This is a genomic window from Sorangium sp. So ce887 (assembly GCF_051521455.1).
GTDB lineage: Bacteria > Myxococcota_A > Polyangia > Polyangiales > Polyangiaceae > Sorangium.
On record NZ_CP150354.1, the window covers coordinates 7,197,602 to 7,215,694 of the forward strand.

Here is an 18,093-nt window from a genome sequence, read left to right on the forward strand (position 1 = left end):
GCGGAGCCGCCTAGGTCCCTGTACTGATCAGCTTCTTGATCTGGTCGGCCACGCCCTCCGCGTCCGAGGCCACGACGAGCCGGAGCACGATGACCACGAGGACGGCCAGCACGAGCAGGCCGAGCGCGATCGCCAGAAAGGGCAGCTCGCGGCGCACCGCGCCGGCGCCCCCGTCCTTGCGCTCCGCGTTCGGCGCGAGGACGTCCCCGCCCCCCTCGGCGACGGCGACGTGGTTGCCCACACCCTCGATGACCGCGCCGAGGCCCTCCTGCTGCCGGAGACGGTATTTCCCCTGGAAGCCGAGGGCCAAGCACAGGAAGTAGATTTGCGCGACGTGGTTTCTGCCGCGCTGGCCGTAGAGGTTGTCGAGGTTCGTGAAGAACCCGTCGCCGGCCGTATTCAGCTGGAAGAACTGGAACTGCAGCGGGTTCTGGAGCCACTGCGTCCTGCCGGGCCAGTTCGAGTTGAAGATCACCTCGTCGGCGAAGGCCGCGAGCGCGAACTTCGCGTCGATCATGTCCTGCTCGGGGATGCGGGCCTCTCGCCCGTTCTGCATCATCGTGTCGAACAGGCCGAGGACGCGCCGCTGGAGGATGTCCGGCGCCGGCAGGTCGCGCGAGTTCCTGAGCTGCAGGATCAGCGACAGCACGTCGGAGCAAACAAAGTACATCGTCTGCGAGAGGCTCATGGGCTCCTCACCCCGAAGGGACGGCCTGGCACGGTCACTTCGCCGCCGGGACCGCGATCAACCGGAGGTCGACCTTCTGCGGTTCGATCGGCTGGTAGATGGCGATCGTGCCAGAGCCGAGGATGTCGTTCCAGTAATCGCCAGTCTGGTTGACGCGGAGGTAGACGAGCCCCGGCCTGACCGGGATGGCGCCCGGCGGCCGGTACTCGATGGCGACGGCCACGCCGGGCGTCGCGGAGTGCAAGATGTGCCCGATCTGCGTCCACGAGCCGATCTTGAGCAGGCGCGGGAGCCGCTCGCGCAGCGTGCCCTCGTCCGCCCCCTTCGCCTCGAGGAACATCTCGTGGTTGCGCGGCAGCTTCGGGTCCTCGAACCTGCCGAGGTACATGCCGTCCTCGCGCTTCTCCAGCGGCACGATGACGAACTGATCCGTGGCGATCCCGCTGATGAGCGTGACCGCCCGGTCGAACATCGGGTCGAAGACGCCCTCCAGCTCGAGGTAGTTGAACTTCGGGAGCGTCGTCGGGTCGCTGTCCGCCGCCGAGAAGGTGCAGAGCTCGCCGATGAGCGAGCCGAGGACGACGAAGCACTGCTCCGGGTGCGCGCCGCCGTGATCGACGAGGTGCGACACGACCGGGATGTACGAGTTCACGGTGTGGAGCAGCCAGAACTTCGTGAGGTCGGAGGCCTGGAAGTCGACCGAGGCCGCGGTGCGCATGCGCCGCCCCTCGACGAGCGACTTCTGCTTGCCGACCAGGGCCGAGAGCACCCGCCGGAGGCCGGACATCATGTGGTCGGACGTGTTGATGCGGAGGACCGACGGGATGAAGCTCTTCCGCAGGACGATGGCGCCGGAGCGGTCGCGGACGAGCTGCGCGACGCGCACGGTCTGGTAGGCGTCGCGCGGCTCGGTGCCGAAGATGAGCCGCAGGTTGGTGCGCGCCCAGGTGACCGACGTGTCGTTGCGCCCGGAGTTCACGTCCGGCACCGTCGTCTGGGCCGCCACGAAGCGCTGGGCCGGCCCCGCCTTCGCCGGGTCGAGGCTGATGTTCGCGGCGGTCTCGCGCAGGTTCGGGATGCCGAGGTAGACGTCGAGCGCCTCCAGCGCGGCCGGGAAGGCGCCCTCGAGCGGCCGCGCCTCGACCTGGTCCTCGCCGCGATCGCCGATGAAGAACGGCGTCCCGTCGGGGAAGATGCCGTGGCATTTGACCACCTTGAACTGCCCGGAGGAGAGCGCGCGCTCATCGAACTGCGCGGCCGAGATGCCCCAGTCGTAGCCCACGACCGCGTGGAGGCGCGCGTGGAGCAGCGTCTCGTGGTACTGGTCCGACTGCTGCAGATGCTGAGGGGTCATGAAGAGCCCCTCGGTCCAGACAGGCTTACGCGGGTGGATCATGTCGCCCGTCCACTTCTATCAGATGTGCTGCGCAGCGCGGCGCGAAAGCTGGACGCGCGCGCGGGGCCCCGACGCCGCGCGCGTCCAGCTTTCGCGCCGCGCGCTTCTCCTGCGACCGCGCGAGCACAGCATCGAGGACGATCGGGGCGCGCCATGGCCGCTACTTCCCCCGAGCGGCTGGCGCCTCCGGCGCGGCCACCTTCTTCGGCAGGCTGAGCCGGCGGACGGCGCTCGCGTTGGGGAACATCGACTCGTCGAACTCGACCCCGTTGTCGATCTTTGTCGAGTCGATGAAGAACGCGACCCGCGGGTCGGCCACGGGCGGCCCCGCGTCGGTCTCGCGCCCGCCGCACTGGGCCTCTCCGGGCGGGAGCGGGAACTCGTAGAACGTCTTCCAGCTGCTGCCCTTCGGGCTGTGGAACAGGGCGGCGCCGACGAGGTGGCTCGCGTCCGGCAGGCGCTCGAACTTCACCTCGACGAGGTCGTTCGGGAAGACCTCGACCTCGTCGACCTTGGCGAGGTCGTCCTCGAGCGTCTCCTTGTCCCGGAGCAGGATCTGATCGTACGTCGCGTTCTCCATGCGCGCGCTGCTCTTCAGCTGGTAGAGCCGCACAACGACGGGCCTCGGGTTCCCGTTCTCGTTGGGGTTGATGTTGTCGGACGCGTAGATCGACAGCGTCACGATCTGCACGTCGCACGGCTCGGGGGCCGCGGGCGGCGGCGCGGCGGACGTGCAGCCCGAGACCGCGGCCGGCAGGGCGACGCCCAGCGACGCGGCGAGCAAGGCTGCGGCGGCGCCGGCGGCGACGCGGACCGCACGCGATCTGGCGGGAGACGGCGGCGTGCGGCGAGATCCGGCCGGGCACGCCGTCCGCTCCCGTGATGGGTGGGGCGAGCGCGGATCCCCGGCCGTCGCCGAAGCCGGGAGGAGCGTTTCGAGCGCGACCATGCCTCAGGGTTGTATGCGGAGTCGCGGCGGCCGTGCAACTTTCGGAGCAACCGTGGCGGATTGCGGTGCTGTCAAGGCACGGGGACCGGAGGCTTCAGGGCCCGCGCCGCGCCCGAGGCCGCGCGCGCCCGTCTACCCCCCCTGCCGTCTGCTCCCCGGGACGGTGCACGCGTAGGCGGAGTCGTCTCGCGCATGCAGCAACCAGAAAAGGGTGCGCAGGAGGCCGCCGAGGCTTGCGCAGGAGGCCGCCGAGGCTTGCGCAGGCGACGTTCGATTGCAACGCAGGACACCAACATGGGCGCGCAGGAGGGGCGCCGGGGCTGCGCCTCTGTGGTTCAAGAACTCTCTCTCTCGCGGCCTTTCGAGGCACCTCCCGAGCTGGCAGCGATCCGCGGCGCGCGTCGTTCAGTCCGAGAACGAGACCGTGAAGTTCTTCTCGGCGTCGACCCCGATCTGGACCCGCTTGGGGAGCGCCCCCTCCGCCATCTTCTCCAGCACGGCGACCGAGAGCTGCGGCAGGAGCGACGCCCGGAGGATGTGATCGATGTTGCGCGCCCCCGTGTCGACCTCGGTGCAGCGCGCCGCGATCGTCTCGACGAGCGCGTCCGAGTACGACGCCTCGATCCGCTGGCTCTTGCGCAGGCGGTCGACGAGCGCGTCGAGCTTGAGCCGCGTGATCTCGCCGAGCGCGTCGGGCGAGATCGGCAGGTACGGCACCGTCGTCATGCGGGCGAGCAACGCCGGCTTGAAGTGCGCGGAGAGCGTCGGCTTGATGGCCTCGACGATCTCCTTGATGAACGCGCCGTCCGCGTCGAGCTGCCGCGCCGGGTCCTCCTCGCGCGCCGCGATCGTCATGTTCGTGATCTTGTCGGTCGCGAGGTTGCTCGTCAGGATGATGACCGTGTTCTTGAAGTCGACCAGCCGCCCCTCGCCGTCGCTGAGCATGCCCTTGTCGAACACCTGGTAGAACAGGTTCAGCACGTCGGGATCGGCCTTCTCGACCTCGTCGAGGAGCACGACCGTGTAGGGCCGCTGGCGCACGGCCTCGGTGAGCATGCCGCCCTCGCCGTAGCCGACGTAGCCGGGGGGCGAGCCGATGAGCCGGGAGACGGTGTGCTTCTCCTGGAACTCGGACATGTTGATGACCGTCATCATCCGCTCGCCGCCGAACATGAGGTCGGCGATCCCGAGCGCGGTCTCCGTCTTGCCGACGCCGCTCGGCCCGACGAGCAGGAACACGCCCTGCGGCGTGCTCAGCGGCTTCAGGCCCGCCCGCGCGCTCCGGAGCTCCTTGGAGATGGTCACGATGCCGTTCGTCTGCCCCTTGATCCGCCGGGTCAGCCGGCCCTCCATCTCGAGGAGCGCCTTCACGTCGTCCTGGACCATCTTGCCGACGGGGATGCCCGTCCACGCCGCCACGACGCTCGCGACCATGGCCTCGTCGACGTCCGGCCGGATCAGCGGCACCTCGCCCTGGCTCTGCTTGAGCTCGTCGAGGGCCTTCACCACCTCGCGGCGCGCGGCGTCCCGCTCCTCGCTCGTCTTCGCCTCGTCCATCTTCTTGCGGACGTCGATGACCCGCTGCGTGCCGGCCGTCTCCTTCGCGTAGGCGGCGCGCACCGTCTCGAGCTCGGTCTTCGCCTTGGCGAGCCTGTCCTTGAGCTGGGCGACCCGCTCGCCGTCGATGTGCACGCCCTTGTCCCGGTCGCGCTCGAGCGCCGCGAGCTCGGTCTCGGTGTTCACGATGAGGATCTCGGCGTCCTCGACCGCGGCGGGGCGCTGCTGCAGCGCGACCTTCACCCGGGCCGAGCAGGTGTCGAGCAGGTCGACCGCCTTGTCCGGCAGCTGCCTGCCGGTCAGGTAGCGCGCCGAGAGCCGCACGGCGGCGGTCACCGCCTCGTCCTGGATGACGACGTTGTGGGCCTGCTCGAACTTCGGCCGGAGCCCGCGGAGCATCACGACGGCCGCCGGCTCGCTCGGCTCGTCGACCTTGACGGGCTGGAAGCGCCGCTCCAGCGCCGCGTCCTTCTCGATGTACTTCTTGTATTCGCTCCACGTCGTGGCCGCGATCGTCCGGAGCTCGCCGCGGGCGAGCGCCGGCTTGAGCAGGTTGGCCGCGTCGCCGCCGCCCTGCTGGCCGCCCGCGCCGATCAGCGTGTGCGCCTCGTCGATGAAGAGGATGATCGGCTTCGACGACCCCTTCACCTCGGCGATCACCTGCTTCATCCGGTTCTCGAACTCGCCCTTCACGCCGGCGCCTGCCTGGAGCAGCCCCATGTCGAGCCCGAGGATGTCGACCCCTTGCAGGAGCGGCGGCACCTTCGGGTTCTCCGGCGTGCTCTCGACGATGAGCAGCGCGAGCCCCTCGACGAGCGCCGTCTTCCCGACGCCCGCGTCGCCGACGATGATCGGGTTATTCTTGCGCCGCCGCGCGAGGATATCGATCACCTGCCGGATCTCCCGCTCGCGGCCGAAGATCGGATCGATCTGCCCCGCGCGCGCCTTCCCCGTGTAATCGATGCAGAACTTCGCCAGGGCCGAGTCGGCTCCGGCGCTCGCCATCCCTGCCGGCAGCTTCCCCGCCCCGGGCGCGCCCGCGGACGCCGCGGCGGCCTCGGCCTCTTCCTTCGAGCCGGAGACGATCTTGGAGAGGTTGGTCTTGAGATCGTCTTTGGAGATGCCCTCGAGGTAAGCGCCGATGCCGCTCACCGAGTACCGGGTCGGCTGCTGGACGAGGCGCTGGAAGAGCACGCCGCTCCGCACCCGCTGGTAGCCGTACTCCATGGATCCGACGAGATAGGCGTCCTGCATCCACTCGAGCATCGTCGGCGAGAGCACGGGCCTCCCGGCGTTGCCCTTCCTCAGCTCTTCCAGGCTGCGCTGGAGCGCGGCGCGGAGGTGCGACGGGTCGAGATCATAGTGGGATACGAGAAACGCGATGTCGGAGTTCGCGTCGTCGAGCAGCGCGAGGAGCAGGTGCTCGAGCGTGACCTCGTAGTGGCGCGCGTTGACACACTGGCCAATCGCCGCCTCGAGGGCTGAAGTGCAGTTCTTTGTGAGTCGCTTGACGATGGCCTTGGTGTCGACGAGCTGCATGCGAGGCATGCTAACCGAGGCCCGCCCTCGTCCGAAAGCGCCGTCGTCAGCCGCGCCCCTTGGGCTTCTTCTCCGCGGCCTCGGGGGCGCGGCCCTCGGCTCCGCCGGCCTCTCCGCGCTCCCGCGCGAGCGGCTTGGCCCCGCCGCGGGCGGCCTCACCGCGCGGCGCCGCGCCACGCGACGCCGGCGCCGCGGCGTCTTGGGCCTTGTCGTCCTTTGCCTGCGCGACGAGCGCCTCGCTCGAGGCGATGCGGTCCACCATGTCGGGCCGTATCCGCAGCTTCAACAGGGCGCCGACGCGGAGCTTCTGGTCCGGATCAATCCTGTTATCGCGCGCGACGTCCTCGACGTCTATGACGAACTGCCGCGCCACGCCGATCAGCGTATCGCCGGGCCCGACGCGGTAGAGCATCACCTCACGCGCTGGCCTCGCCGCCAGGCCGCGCGGGGCCTGCGATCGCGGCGGGGCGTACTCCGCGTCGTCGTCGGACGGGCGCTCCGCGTCGTCGTCGAGCGAGGCCACGGGGTCGCGCATCGAGCGCCGCTTGCTGATCCCGGGTCGGTCGTCGTCGTCCACCGTGTCCACCGCCCGCTTCCGCTTGGGCTTCGGGAGGAGCGAGAGCAGGCTCTCGTCCTCGCTGCCCCCCCGCCGCGGCCTGAAGTCGCGTCCGCCGAGCAGGTCGACCGGATCGAGGACCGACGCGTCTTCGGGGGCGAGCTGCTCCGCGGAGAGCATCGCGGGCAGGGCCGCCTGCGCCCGCGCGAGCGTATCCGGCGGGAGCATCACGATGAAGTCCCCCCGCCCCGGCGGCACGCGGTCCCCCAGGATGTCGGGGTTCAGCGTCCGGAGCGTCGACGTCGCGATGCCCGCTGCCTTCGCCAGCGTCTTGAGCGGCGTCCCCGGGGGCGCCGCGATCTCGGCGGCGTCGACCGGCCGGTTCACCGCGACCTGGTCGAACCCGAACCGCTCCAGGTTGTTCGCCACGATCGCCGCCGCCCCGATCTTCGGCACGTAGGCGGCCGTCTCCGAGGGGATCGCCTCCTGGCGTGCCAGCTCGTTGAAGTCGGACGTGCCGTACCGATCGATGCGGTCGAGCAGCTGCTCATAGCCCATGTTGTAGGCCGCGAGCGCGAGGTCCCAGCTGCCAAAGCGCATGTACAGATCGCGCAGGTGGTGGGCCGCCGCCTGCGTGGCGAGGCGCGGGTTCTTGCGCTGGTCGAGGTGCCGCGTCTTCTGGAGCCCGTAGACCTCCCCGGTGGCGGGCATGAACTGCCAGAGCCCGACGGCGCCCGCCGGCGATTTCGCCCTCGGGTCGAAGCCGCTCTCGATCATGGAGACCCAGATGAGATCTTCCGGCAGCCGCCTGTCCCTGAGCTCGGCCTGGATCATCTCCTGGTACCGCCCGCTCCGCTTCAGCCACGTCTCGAACATGTGCCGCCCGCGGTCGGTGCGCGTGAAGAAGCGGACGTACTTGAGGGTGCGGCGCGACACGGCGAGCCGGAGGTCCGGCAGCTGCAGCTTCGAGAGCGCCTCGGCGCCGGCCGAGTCGAGGTCGTCCACGTCGTCGGCGTAGCGGCCCTCGGCGGAGAACGTGCGCGGCGGCTGCGAGAAGCTCGGCCGATCCAGCTCGCAGGCGGCGCCCTCCCGCGCCTCGCGCCCGGCGACGTCGCGCAGCCGGAGGAGCTCCCGCGACTCGCCCCCCGGCGGCAGCGCCGGCGCGGCGAGCCCGCGCGCCGGCGGCGCGTACGGCCCCGGCGCGGCGGCCATCGGCACGGCGGCCAGGGCCGTGACCGACGCCGCGGTGTGCGCTCCGCCCAGCTGGTAGGTCGACACCGCCGAATGGACCGACGAGATCGCCGCCTGGGGCGCCGCCATCCCGACCCCGTAGCCGAACGCCAGGGCCGAGACCATGGGAGGGATCTTATGGACGAGGCTCATGTGTGGTTTAAGGTCGCACCATGTAGGCAAACAGGTCAAGAAAGCGACCGGCCTGCTGGAGCCGTGCGCTGCGGGCTCTCGGGGTGGACCGCGCATCGAGGGGCCGCCTGGTGCGGATGGGGCGTCAGGCACTCCCGTGCGGCGGAGAGGGTCTGCTAGTCTGCCTCCATGCCGGCGGCGCTCTCGGCCCGCGTGTCCGACACCCAGGCCAACCAAAGCTTCGACGTTTCGTTCGAGCGCTTTCCTGTCCGGATCGGCAGGAACCAGCTGAACGACCTTCACATCGACCGGCCGTACATCTCCCAGTTCCATGCGGCGGTGGACGTCCGCGATCGCCGGATCCTCGTCCGGGACCTCGGCTCGACCAACGGGACGATGTTCGCCGGGCACCGGCTGGCGCGCGACACCTCGGTGGACGTGAGCGGCCAGCCGGAGATCACGATCGGCCCGATCCAGATCCGGCTCGCGATCATCGAGGCGCCGCTGAAGTCGGAGAGCCCGAACGACGGCACGCTGCTCGGCACGGGCGGCGAGAACCTCTCCGCGCTGCTCAACCCGCAGAAGCGCGCCGCTCACGGCGGCGAGGACCCGTACCTGCGTCAGGTGGTCCCGTACCTGGAGGCGTACCGGACCGCGTGGGCTGCGGTCTACCGGATGATCTGGGATCACCTCGCGCGCCTCCCGCCCGACGCGCGTCAGAGCTACCTGCGCCGGCTGGGCGAGGAGCACCCGAGCGTCCTTGCGGAGCGGGACTTCCAGAAGATCTCCCAGTACTACGGCGTCGACTACCGCACGCTCGGCGAGCTGGCGCCGGCGAACGCGGCGTTCGCGGCGCTCTCCGAGCTGGCGGGGGCCCTCGCGCCCGGCACGAAGCCGCCGGACGACGTCGCGGGCATCGTCAACTTCGCGCGGCGGCTCCGCGACACGATGGAGGTCTTCCTGAAGTGCTTCGTGAGCTTGCGCGACGGCTACCAGGAGTTCGAGGCCGAGGTGCTGGCCCGCGATCGCTCTGCGGAGACGGACAAGGTCGCGAACGCGCAGGACGCGAAGGAGCTCGGCACCGTCCTGCTCACGCCCGTCGGGGGTCAGGACGCCGCGCGGCACCTCCACGAGATCTTCGTCGACGTCATGAGCCACCAGATCGCGCTCCTGAACGGCGTGATGGGGGGCGTGAGGTCGCTGCTCGTGAAGCTCGCGCCGAAGACGCTCGAAGAGAAGCTCGAGCGCGATGGCAAGAAAGGCGGGCTGTTCTCCAGCAAGTACGAGGAGCTCTGGAAGCTCTACGAGCGCCGCCACGGCGACTATTCGGGGGAGGACAAGGAGACGTTTCGGGAAATATTTGGCGAGCAGTTCTCTCGGGCGTACGCTGCGACCGCCGCAGAGGACGATGGGTCATCCGGCGAATCGGGAGGCAGGAGCATCGTCCGCTTCCCCGTCTCTGGGAATCCGAACAAACGGTAGCGCCCCTCAACGGCTGGGCTTCGCGCGGTGCGCCGCGCATCGGGCTCGCCGATCTCCGCCGGTGGCGCGGCCGAACGCGAGGCGCGGTTCATGCGAATCAGGGAGAAAGTCGTAGCAGCAGGTTGTCTGGCGGTCGCCGCGTGCCTCCTCGCCCCGGGCGAGGCGGCTGCGCAGACGAGGGTCGAACGCGATAAGGGCTGGGCCACGGTCTCGGACGTGAGCCTCGTGCTGGGCTCCTCGGTCGTCTTCCTGATGCCGCGCGTTTATTACAGCGATCCCGAGTCCACGGTCGGCTGGAAGGGGCGCTGGCATTTCTCGGTCCTGGCGCCCGCCATGACGATGACCGCGCTGACGCTGCTCGTGGACCTGCCGATCAAGGACGCGATCGAGTCGACCCGCCCCGGTTGCGGGGTCGAGGCGACGAAGACGGCCCTGGCCGACTCGGGCTGCGAGTCCTTCGGCGGCCCGTCGACGCACGCGTTCGCCTCGTGGGGGGCGACGGGCGCGGGCACCGGCATCTTCGTTGTCGACACGTTCCGTTACTCGTCAGGCCGCTTCAATGCCGGCGGCTTCATCGGCCATGTCGCCTTCCCCCTGACGGCCTCGGTCGTGACCACGATCGCCCGCGGCGTCGCCACGGACGGCACGCGGCCGCACGAGAACGCCGGTCAGATCGCGATCGGCGGCGTCACCGGCTTCCTGAGCGGCCTCGCCGTCGGCACCGCGTACGCGATGTTCCAGCCCCCGAACTGCGGCTACGGCAACGCGCTGTTCTGCTGGTAGCCGCTGCGCTCGCCGGCGAGCGTCCCTCGCCGGCGGGCCCCCGCCCGCCCCCCCGGGCGCTCCCCCCTCCCCCTCCGGCCCCCTGGCCGCCGCTACCGTTCTAGTCCTGTCCGACGACGCGCTCCCAGAGCGGATCATTCGACGAGAAGATCGTATCCCGCTCCACCCGGAGGAAGCGCTGGAATTCGACACGGCGGAGCTCGCGGTCGCTGTCGCGGTTGCTGTCGTCGTACTTCACGATCTTCACGCGCACCTGCTCGAGCAGCTGGATGCCGTTCGGCTTGTAGGAGACGTCTGTGCGCAGCACGTAGCGCGCGTAGAGGCCGCGCTCCGTGACGGAGGGCACCACCGCGGTCCGCTCCAGGTCGACGGAGGCCGCCTCGATGAGCCGCCCCCGCCGCGCCAGGTAGAAGTGGGCCCGTTGCCGGCAGTCGTCGGGATCCGGGCAGCTCTTCGTCTCGGCGACGACGAGGTTGTCGTTGCCGAGGCGTACCGGGGACAGCTTGGTCCCCTTCGCGGGCGCGCGGAAGCTGCCGACGCCGTAGACGTCCGCCCGGTCGCCCGATGCGCGCACGAGCGCGACGAGGCCGCCCTCGTCGCCGTTCTCGAACGTGAGAGCGCGCACCCAGATGGCGCGCAGCCCTTCCGGCCCGGAGCGAACCTCGACCGCGTCCGGGTCGAGCTTGCGTGGCCAGCCGGACTTGGAGATGCCGCCGCGCAGCGTCTCGTTGGCGAATATGTAGTGGCCGGTGCAGTCGACGTCGGTCGGCCCGAGCCCGCGCTCCTCGCTGTAGCCGGGGACGACGACCCCCAGCCACTGGTCGGGATCGAGGGTTCGGACGGCCGCCTTGTCGCCAGCCGCGCGCCGCGCGGGTGGGAGCTGGGTCGTGCATACCGGAATCGGGTTCTGCTTGCGTGTCTGCAGCTCGCCGTGCGGCTGCTCGGGGTACGATCCGCATCCCGCGAGGGTGGCGGCGAGCCCCAGGCCGACGACGTAGCCGAAACGAACGATGCTCACGCGTCCTTCGTACCATGCAAGACCTCGCCGAGGCGAGTTCGCGACCTAACGCTCTGGCCGGCCCCGTTGGCCGGCCAGCCCGGTTGGCCGGCCAGCACGTTGGCCGGCCAGGCCACCTTGTTCTCCAGCGGTCTTGCTCACGCCGGGATCGAGCCGCCGGGCCGCGCGTCGTCACGTCGCCCACAACCTCCGCAACGCGCATGACACCCCTGCGCCGCCTTATCGAAGCGATGGCCGATGGCCGATGGCCCAGCGACGGAATATTGCGTACCTCAGGAACTGAGGTGCCGAACCGGAAGACGGACCAGAAGCGGGATCAGAAAGCGCGCGCTGCCCTGGGACACAAAAGTCTTGACGCTCCCATATAGGGAGTTACCTTCTGGGCTCCCTGCGATGAACAGGGCTAGAGAGAGGATGAGAGTCTTATCTCTAGGCATCTAGACTCCTACTCCCGACGGGACGAACCGTCTGCCAGCGCGCAATGGGGCGTAGACTGAGCCCAGGCGGCGAGGCCTTGAAGGAAGAGGCATTTGATCATGGCGTTGCAAGCTCATCTCAAGTTGAAGGGTGTTACTCAGGGCCCCATCGACGGCTCGGTCACCCAGAAGGGTCGCGAGAAGACCATCGCTATCATCGCGGTGCAGCACACGGTCGTGAGCCCGCGTGACCCGTCGACCGGGATGCCCAGCGGGAAGCGCCAGCACAAGCCCTTCGTGATCACGAAGGAGCTCGACAAGGCAACCCCCCTTATTTACAACGCCCTGGTCAACAACGAGAGCATCTCGGAGTGGGAGCTCAAGTTCTACACGCCCGGCACCGCGGCGTCGAAGAACGTCGGCAAGGAGCAGAACCACTACACCGTCAAGCTCACGAACGCGACGGTCGCCAGCGTCGACTTCCACATGGAGAACACCCGCCGCCCCGACGCCAGGGAGATCCCCGAGTACGAGAAGGTCTCCTTCACGTACCAGAAGATCGAGTGGTCGTACGACGACGGCGACGGCGCCCGCCAGGCGGACGACGACTGGGAGTCGCCGAACCAGTAGCCCCTAGCTCCTAGCTTCGGGTCTCGTCGCGCCGGGCGGCCTTCGGGTCGCCCGGTCGCGTTTGTCGTCCTGGAGTTGAGCTGGCCGGGAAGTCGCTCGAATTCAGGCATGGCGATACCGCGTCCTACGATCAGAATGTTGGCATGCCCCTCAACGCCTACCTCAGACTCGTCGGCGAAAGACAGGGGGAAGTCAGGGGCTCCGTCACCCAGAAGGGGCGAGAAGGTAGCATTCTGGTCACAGAGGTATTCCACTCGCTGGTGGGACCGCGCGACCCGGTGACCGGGCGCCCGACCGGCAAGCGGATGCACAAGCCCTTCATCGTGACGAAGGACCTCGATCGATCGACCCCGCTCCTCCTCAGCATGCTCAGCCACAACGAGGGCATCCCCCGCTGGGAGCTCCAGTTCTACCGGTCGGCAGCGATCGGCGTCGAGAAGCCGGTCTTCACGGTCCAGCTCACGAACGCGAACATCTCGAGCATCCAGTTCCACATGCTCAACGTGAGGAACCCGTCGCAAGCGCGCGTGCCCGAGCAGGAGGAGATCGCGTTCACGTACCAGAAGGTCCTCTGGATCTGGAACGACGGGGGCCTCTCGGCGGCGGACGACTGGCTCACCCCGCGCTGAAACACCGGGCTTCCGCTCGAGGCGCGAGCTGAGCTACGATCCGCCCCGTGGCCGGCGCATCGCTCCTTACCCGAATCATGCACGCGGCCGACCCGCACTCGACGGAGCGGCACACCTACCGGGATCACGACCTCGAGTCGGCCATCCTGACGCACCTCGGGCACATGCTGAACACCCGCCAGGGCAGCTCGCTGACCTGCCCGGACTACGGCCTCATGGAGGTGTCCGAGGTGCTGCACGAGTTCCCCGAGGCGATCGGCCTGGTGCAGCGCTCGCTCAAGAACTGCATCCAGGCCTACGAGCCGCGGCTGAAGAACGTCCAGGTCCGGCACCTGCGCAGCGACTCGGTGCTGCAGTCGATGATCCTCGAGTTCGAGATCACCGCGCAGATCCAGTTCCCCGACGGCCGGCGCCAGGCGCTCCGGCTCGGCGCTGCGGTCGACCAGAGCGGCAACGTCCGGATGACGTAGCTTCTGTCCTGCGGCCGGGCTCACGGCGGTTGACACGCTTCGGCCCAGACGGTCGACTGGCGGTGCGAGAGGATGTTCAACAAGTACTACCAGGACGAGCTCACCTACCTGCGGGATCTGGGGCGGGAGTTCGCCGCCGCCTACCCCGGGATCGCGCCCATGCTCGCCGAGCGCGGTGGCGACCCCGACGTCGAGCGCCTGCTCGAGGGCGTCGCCTTCCTGACGGGCAAGATCCGCCAGAAGCTCGACGACGAGCTCCCCGAGGTGATCCACTCGGTCGCGTCGCTGCTCTTTCCGCACTACCTCCGTCAGATCCCGGCCACCTCGATCATCGAGTTCACGCCGCTCCCGAACGTCGTGCGCGAGAAGCTCGTCGTGGCCCGGCACGCGGAGGTCGGGTCGGTGCCGGTCGACGGCGTCTCGTGCCGGTTCCGCACGACCCAGGACGTCGAGCTCGTCCCGCTCGCGGTGGAGGACGTGCGCGTCGACACGGGCGCGCAGCTCGCGCAGACGCTCCGCATCGAGCTCCGTCTCACCGGCGGGGCCGCGATCTCGGGCCTGTCGCTCTCGTCGCTCCGCTTCTACATCCACGGCGAGCGCAGGCTCCAGGACGACCTCCGCCTCTGGGTCGGCGCGCACGTCGATACCGTCGCGCTCGCCGCGGTGGACGCCGCCGGTCGCGACACGACGATCGCGTCGCTCCCGGCGCGCGCCGTGCGGCTCACCGGCTTCACCGATGAGGAGGCGCTGATCCCGTACCCGAAGACGGTCTACCCGGGCTTCCGGCTCCTGCAGGAGTTCTTCACGCTCCCGCAGAAGTTCGCGTTCTTCGAGGTGACCGGCCTCCAGGCGCTCTCGGCGGAGCGGATCTCGGACAGGTTCGCGATCCTGCTGCAGTTCAAGGACGGGCTGCCGCCGGGGACCCGGGTCGGCAGGGAGAACCTCCGGCTGTTCTGCTCGCCGGTCGTGAACCTGTTCGAGCACACGAGCGATCCGATCAAGCCCGAGGCCACCAAGCACGAGTACCTCTGCCGCCCGGCAGGCGCGACGCCCGCGGCCTTCGAGATCCACAGCATCGACAAGGTCGTCGGGATCGCCAGGCGCACGAGCCAGCGCGTCGAGATCCCCTCGTTCTTCAGCTTCCAGCACGAGCTCGATCCGGAGGCCGCCGCGCGGACGATCTTCTACCAGGCGCACCTCCGCCCGGCCGCGATCGGCGACGGGATCGACATGTACCTCTCGTTCGGCTCCCCGCAGGACGCGGGGGCGCTCCCCGAGTTCGACGTGATCAGCATCGAGGCGACGAGCACGAACCGCCGCCTGCCGGCGCAGCTGAAGCTCGGCGATCTGCGCGTGCCGACGGCGACCTCCCCCGCGGTCGCGAGCTTCACCAACCTCACCGGCGTCACCGCGCCGCTCCCACCGCCGATCGGGCGCGAACTGCAGTGGCGCGTGCTGGCCCACATGGCGATGAGCTACCGCTCGATCACCGAGCTCGAGGTGCTCCGGGCGACCGTCGATCTCTACAATTTTCAGGCGATCGTCGACCGTCAGGCCGCGCGCGCGAGCCAGCTCCGCCTGGCCGCGATCAAGTCGATCCGGGTGCGGCCGACCGACCGGCTGTACCGAGGCGCGCCGGTGCGCGGCGTCGCGGTCGATATCGAGCTCGACGAGGGCGGGTTCGTCGGCGAGGGGGAGATGTACCTGTTCGCGAGCATCCTGAACGAGATCCTCGGGTCCTACGTCTCGTTGAACTCGTTCACGCAGCTGACGGTCACCGGCACGAACACACGCGTGGTGCACAAATGGGACCCGAAGAGCGGCAGCCTGACGCTGATCTGAGGGCAGCTGCGCCGAGGGGTGCCGCGACCGCCGACCCCGTCGCCCTGGCGACGCTACGGGGCTTCGCGGAGACCGCGCCGCGCTTCTCGTACTACCGCCTCGTCTACCTGCTCGAGCGGCTCTTCCCCGCCGCGCCGCCGGTGGGCCAGCTCGGGCCCGTGCAGGACGAGCGCATCCGGCTGCGCGGCGACCCGTCCCTCATCTTCGCGTCGAGCGACGTGAGCGAGCTCGCGGTGGTCAAGTCCCCGGACGCGGTCCAGCGGGCGCGCGTCTCGACCACGTTCCTCGGCCTGTACGGCTCGGTGTCGCCGCTGCCGGCGTACTTCATCGAGCAGATCGCGCTGGCCGACTACCAGGGCGGGCCGCAGCCGATCCGCGAGCTCCTCGACGTCTTCCACCACCGGCTCCTGTCGCTGCTCTACCGCGCGTGGACCAAGTACCGGCTGCCCGTCACGTACCGCAAGCAGGGCGCCGATCCGTTCTCGCGCCGGATGCTCTGCGCGGTCGGGCTCGACGGGTTCCGCGACTACGGGACCCCGCTCGATCGCTTCTTCTTCCTCCGCTACGCGCCGATCCTCGCCTCGAAGTCGCGCTCGGCGCGGAACCTCGAGACGGTGCTGTCCGAGATGCTCGGGCGCATCGACGTGCGGATCGAGCAGTTCGTCGGCCACTGGACGAAGATCGAGAAGCCGTTCAGGAACAAGCTCGGCGTGATGAACCATCAGCTCGGCGAGAGCCTGACCCTGGGGCGCTACGTGTTCGACGGCTCCGGCCGCTACAAGGTCGTGCTCGGCCCGGTCGGCTACGACGAGTACCTCTCGTTCTTGCCGGGCGGTCGGCGTCAGGAGCTCGTCCGCGGCATCATCGAGACGTTCACGCCGGGCATCCACGACGTGATGCTCGAGATCCACGTGGACACGGAGGAGGCGCCCCGGTTCCAGCTCGGCTCACCGCGCGCCGCGACGCTCAAGCGCACCGCGTGGATCGGAGGATCTGCGGCGGAGCGGCTCGTGATCACGATCCCCCTCGACGACAAGCACCTCGCCGGCGGCGACGATGAGGACGATGAGGATCGGGGCGAGCCCCCGCCGATGTGAGCGAGGCGGGCGGCGCCGCGGCGGCCCCTCGGGATCGAGGCGGGTGGCTGCGGCCCTGGCGCGGCGGGCGCCGGTCAGGGCGCGCCGGGCGCTCAGTACACCGTGAGGCTCTGCAGCGCGGCCGTGATCTCGTCGGCGTTCGCGTCGATGTTCTCGTGGTGCACGATCTGCACGAGCAGGACGCGGCGGGGGCTCCGGACGAGGATCTCGTGGGCGAAGGCCTCGGAGACGGGCTTCGAGGGGATCTTCGCCTTGACGAGGTAGCTGCGCCCCTGCGTGTTCGCGGTCGCCACGGGCGCGCGGCCGGAGAGGATCTCCGCGCCCTGCTCGTCGAGGTCGGCCTCGTAGCGCTTGAGCACGTCGGGCCACGAGTCCTCGGGGCTGTCGATGCGCTCGTAGATCGAGAACAGGAACTGGCGCGGCGACTGGTACGTGATGAAGCGGCGCTCGGGCGTGTAGTCGGCGCCGCCGACGTTCCAGTCCATCGGGCGGCTGATGCGGACGTCGCCGTTCATGAGGCCCACGCCGATCCGGCGTGGCACCCGCTCGGTGGCCGGGGCGTCGAGCGGCGGGAAGTGCACCTCGAAGCTCGAGTCCTTGCTCAGAAGCCCGCTGGCGCCGTGGAGATAGAAGACGTCGTCCTGCCTGGGGGCGGTGGGCGACCCGCCGCAGCCGGCGAGCAGCGCGATCGCGGCCGCGGCGGCGCAGGCCGCTCCGGCGCGCCCAGCTGCGGCCGCGGGCAGACGCCGGGCGCGGAGGGCGGGGACGTGCGCGAACATCGGCATTCCGAGGTGCCTCATCGGGCCAACTCTAGGCCAGCGGGGGCGCGCCAGCCAAATGTTCGCAGAGGAGTTTGCCCTCGGGGCGTCCGGCATTGAATGATTGCCCGGCCCGGGCAGCGCTGCGCCCACCGATCGAGGCGGCGCCCCAGGTGCCGCGAGAGAGCCATGTCGAACGAAAGCAAACCGAGTCGCAAGGGCGCGCCCGCCGGAGCACCGGCGTCGAGCGCGCCGAGCCCCCCCTGCAGCATGAGCCCCGACCGCGGGCGTCCAGCGCCGAGCCGCCGCAGGCCCCGACGCCCCGCGCTCGCCATGGCCTTCGCGCTTGCGCTGGGAGCCCCGGCGTGCAGCGGCATCGACGCCGGCGTGACGTACCCGAACGACCTGCCCGAGGTCGATCGCTACCTCTTGACGCCCGAGAACGGCCCCGAGCCGCCGCTCGCGCTGGGCGAGTTCAAGGTCGGCCCCGAGACGTGCAAGGGCGTCGACACGCACCCGGTCACGCAGAAGCTCGCGCCCGATGACCTCAGCCGCTTCCTGTCGGCGCAGGGCGCCGGGAGCATCGCCCCGAAGCAGGCGAGGTCGAACCTGTACTGGTTCGATTTCCCGGCGAGCGACAAGTCGTTCGTCCGGCTGCGGCTCGCGGTGCTCGAGGACGCGAAGCACGCGACGCAGGATCTCCACGACGCGGTGTTGCAGCACGGGCCGGGCTGGTGGGGCGTCCGCCGCTCGAACCTCGCCGTGCTCGCGCCGAAGGCCAGCCTGCGGGAGGCGATGGCGTTCGCCATCAAGTACAAGCTCGTCTGCTGGGGGGTGTTCACGTACGCGGGCAACGACGACGCGTACGTGGTCCCCGGGCCCTACACCGAGCTGTGAGCCGAGCCGACCGCGCGCGGGGCG

Annotated in this window: 15 protein-coding genes; 8 read left to right on the top strand and 7 right to left on the bottom strand. The window is 69.8% G+C overall.

Features of this window, described 5'->3' with window-relative positions; all coding sequences use genetic code 11:
• Window positions 1–10: 10 nt before the first annotated feature.
• The 5 genes from WMF36_RS26650 to WMF36_RS26670 form a co-directional block, all read right to left on the bottom strand.
• The gene (locus WMF36_RS26650; protein WP_437573575.1) at window positions 11–688 is read right to left on the bottom strand and encodes a DotU family type IV/VI secretion system protein; all 678 of its coding nucleotides are present in this window, start codon (window positions 686–688) and stop codon (window positions 11–13) included.
• A 34-nt stretch (window positions 689–722) separates the two neighbouring features.
• Window positions 723–2,084: a type VI secretion system baseplate subunit TssK gene (tssK, locus tag WMF36_RS26655; protein ID WP_437573576.1), complete on the bottom strand. Its 1,362-nt coding sequence runs from the start codon at window positions 2,082–2,084 to the stop codon at window positions 723–725.
• A 160-nt stretch (window positions 2,085–2,244) separates the two neighbouring features.
• Window positions 2,245–2,868, bottom strand: a complete 624-nt coding sequence (gene tssJ / locus WMF36_RS26660; RefSeq protein ID WP_437573577.1) for a type VI secretion system lipoprotein TssJ — start codon at window positions 2,866–2,868, stop codon at window positions 2,245–2,247.
• A gap of 570 nt (window positions 2,869–3,438) precedes the next feature.
• Window positions 3,439–6,138, bottom strand: a complete 2,700-nt coding sequence (gene tssH / locus WMF36_RS26665) for a type VI secretion system ATPase TssH (RefSeq protein WP_437573578.1) — start codon at window positions 6,136–6,138, stop codon at window positions 3,439–3,441.
• A gap of 37 nt (window positions 6,139–6,175) precedes the next feature.
• Window positions 6,176–8,041 carry a transglycosylase SLT domain-containing protein gene (locus tag WMF36_RS26670; RefSeq protein WP_437573579.1) on the bottom strand — a complete coding sequence of 622 codons (1,866 nt, stop codon included), beginning with the start codon at window positions 8,039–8,041 and terminating at the stop codon, window positions 6,176–6,178.
• Window positions 8,042–8,236: 195 nt separating this feature from the next.
• Between WMF36_RS26670 and WMF36_RS26675 the strand changes: the two genes are divergently transcribed.
• Both WMF36_RS26675 and WMF36_RS26680 read left to right on the top strand, forming a co-directional pair.
• Window positions 8,237–9,529 (top strand): type VI secretion system-associated FHA domain protein, encoded by a 1,293-nt coding sequence (locus tag WMF36_RS26675; RefSeq protein WP_437573580.1) that lies wholly within the window; start codon window positions 8,237–8,239, stop codon window positions 9,527–9,529.
• 90 nt (window positions 9,530–9,619) lie between these two features.
• Complete coding sequence (locus tag WMF36_RS26680) at window positions 9,620–10,312, top strand: hypothetical protein (protein WP_437573581.1); 693 nt, start codon at window positions 9,620–9,622, stop codon at window positions 10,310–10,312.
• Window positions 10,313–10,412: 100 nt separating this feature from the next.
• Here WMF36_RS26680 and WMF36_RS26685 read toward each other — a convergent pair whose 3' ends face one another.
• The gene (locus WMF36_RS26685) at window positions 10,413–11,330 is read right to left on the bottom strand and encodes a hypothetical protein (protein ID WP_437573582.1); all 918 of its coding nucleotides are present in this window, start codon (window positions 11,328–11,330) and stop codon (window positions 10,413–10,415) included.
• Between the two features lie 536 nt (window positions 11,331–11,866).
• Here WMF36_RS26685 and WMF36_RS26690 point away from each other — a divergent pair.
• From WMF36_RS26690 to tssG, 5 genes are all read left to right on the top strand, one after another.
• On the top strand, window positions 11,867–12,376 hold the full coding sequence (locus WMF36_RS26690; RefSeq protein WP_437573583.1) for an Hcp family type VI secretion system effector: 510 nt from the start codon (window positions 11,867–11,869) through the stop codon (window positions 12,374–12,376).
• 143 nt (window positions 12,377–12,519) lie between these two features.
• On the top strand, window positions 12,520–13,005 hold the full coding sequence (tssD, locus tag WMF36_RS26695; protein ID WP_437573585.1) for a type VI secretion system tube protein TssD: 486 nt from the start codon (window positions 12,520–12,522) through the stop codon (window positions 13,003–13,005).
• A 47-nt stretch (window positions 13,006–13,052) separates the two neighbouring features.
• Entirely contained in the window at window positions 13,053–13,475 is a 423-nt protein-coding gene (gene tssE, locus WMF36_RS26700) for a type VI secretion system baseplate subunit TssE (RefSeq protein ID WP_437573586.1), read from the top strand.
• Window positions 13,476–13,547: 72 nt separating this feature from the next.
• Complete coding sequence (gene tssF, locus WMF36_RS26705; protein ID WP_437573587.1) at window positions 13,548–15,317, top strand: type VI secretion system baseplate subunit TssF; 1,770 nt, start codon at window positions 13,548–13,550, stop codon at window positions 15,315–15,317.
• On the top strand, window positions 15,281–16,414 hold the full coding sequence (tssG, locus tag WMF36_RS26710; RefSeq protein WP_437573588.1) for a type VI secretion system baseplate subunit TssG: 1,134 nt from the start codon (window positions 15,281–15,283) through the stop codon (window positions 16,412–16,414). The genes tssF and tssG overlap by 37 nt, the downstream gene beginning before the upstream one ends.
• 92 nt (window positions 16,415–16,506) lie before the next feature.
• On the opposite strand, the gene WMF36_RS26715 is transcribed toward tssG, so the two are convergent.
• Window positions 16,507–17,214: a hypothetical protein gene (locus WMF36_RS26715; RefSeq protein ID WP_437573589.1), complete on the bottom strand. Its 708-nt coding sequence runs from the start codon at window positions 17,212–17,214 to the stop codon at window positions 16,507–16,509.
• Between the two features lie 291 nt (window positions 17,215–17,505).
• On the opposite strand from WMF36_RS26715, the gene WMF36_RS26720 reads away from it, so the two are divergent.
• Window positions 17,506–18,069, top strand: a complete 564-nt coding sequence (locus WMF36_RS26720) for a hypothetical protein (protein WP_437573590.1) — start codon at window positions 17,506–17,508, stop codon at window positions 18,067–18,069.
• Window positions 18,070–18,093 lie beyond the last annotated feature (24 nt).

Coding starts and splice junctions, on each gene's coding strand:
- WMF36_RS26680 (WP_437573581.1), top strand. CDS start 9,620: ATGCGAATCAGGGAGAAAGTCGTAGCAGCAGGTTGTCTGGCGGTCGCC.
- WMF36_RS26670 (WP_437573579.1), bottom strand. CDS start 8,041: ATGGTCTCGGCCCTGGCGTTCGGCTACGGGGTCGGGATGGCGGCGCCC.
- tssG (WP_437573588.1), top strand. CDS start 15,281: ATGGGACCCGAAGAGCGGCAGCCTGACGCTGATCTGAGGGCAGCTGCG.
- WMF36_RS26675 (WP_437573580.1), top strand. CDS start 8,237: ATGCCGGCGGCGCTCTCGGCCCGCGTGTCCGACACCCAGGCCAACCAA.
- tssD (WP_437573585.1), top strand. CDS start 12,520: ATGCCCCTCAACGCCTACCTCAGACTCGTCGGCGAAAGACAGGGGGAA.
- tssH (WP_437573578.1), bottom strand. CDS start 6,138: ATGCCTCGCATGCAGCTCGTCGACACCAAGGCCATCGTCAAGCGACTC.
- WMF36_RS26690 (WP_437573583.1), top strand. CDS start 11,867: ATGGCGTTGCAAGCTCATCTCAAGTTGAAGGGTGTTACTCAGGGCCCC.
- WMF36_RS26650 (WP_437573575.1), bottom strand. CDS start 688: ATGAGCCTCTCGCAGACGATGTACTTTGTTTGCTCCGACGTGCTGTCG.
- WMF36_RS26715 (WP_437573589.1), bottom strand. CDS start 17,214: ATGAGGCACCTCGGAATGCCGATGTTCGCGCACGTCCCCGCCCTCCGC.
- WMF36_RS26720 (WP_437573590.1), top strand. CDS start 17,506: ATGGCCTTCGCGCTTGCGCTGGGAGCCCCGGCGTGCAGCGGCATCGAC.
- tssF (WP_437573587.1), top strand. CDS start 13,548: ATGTTCAACAAGTACTACCAGGACGAGCTCACCTACCTGCGGGATCTG.
- tssK (WP_437573576.1), bottom strand. CDS start 2,084: ATGATCCACCCGCGTAAGCCTGTCTGGACCGAGGGGCTCTTCATGACC.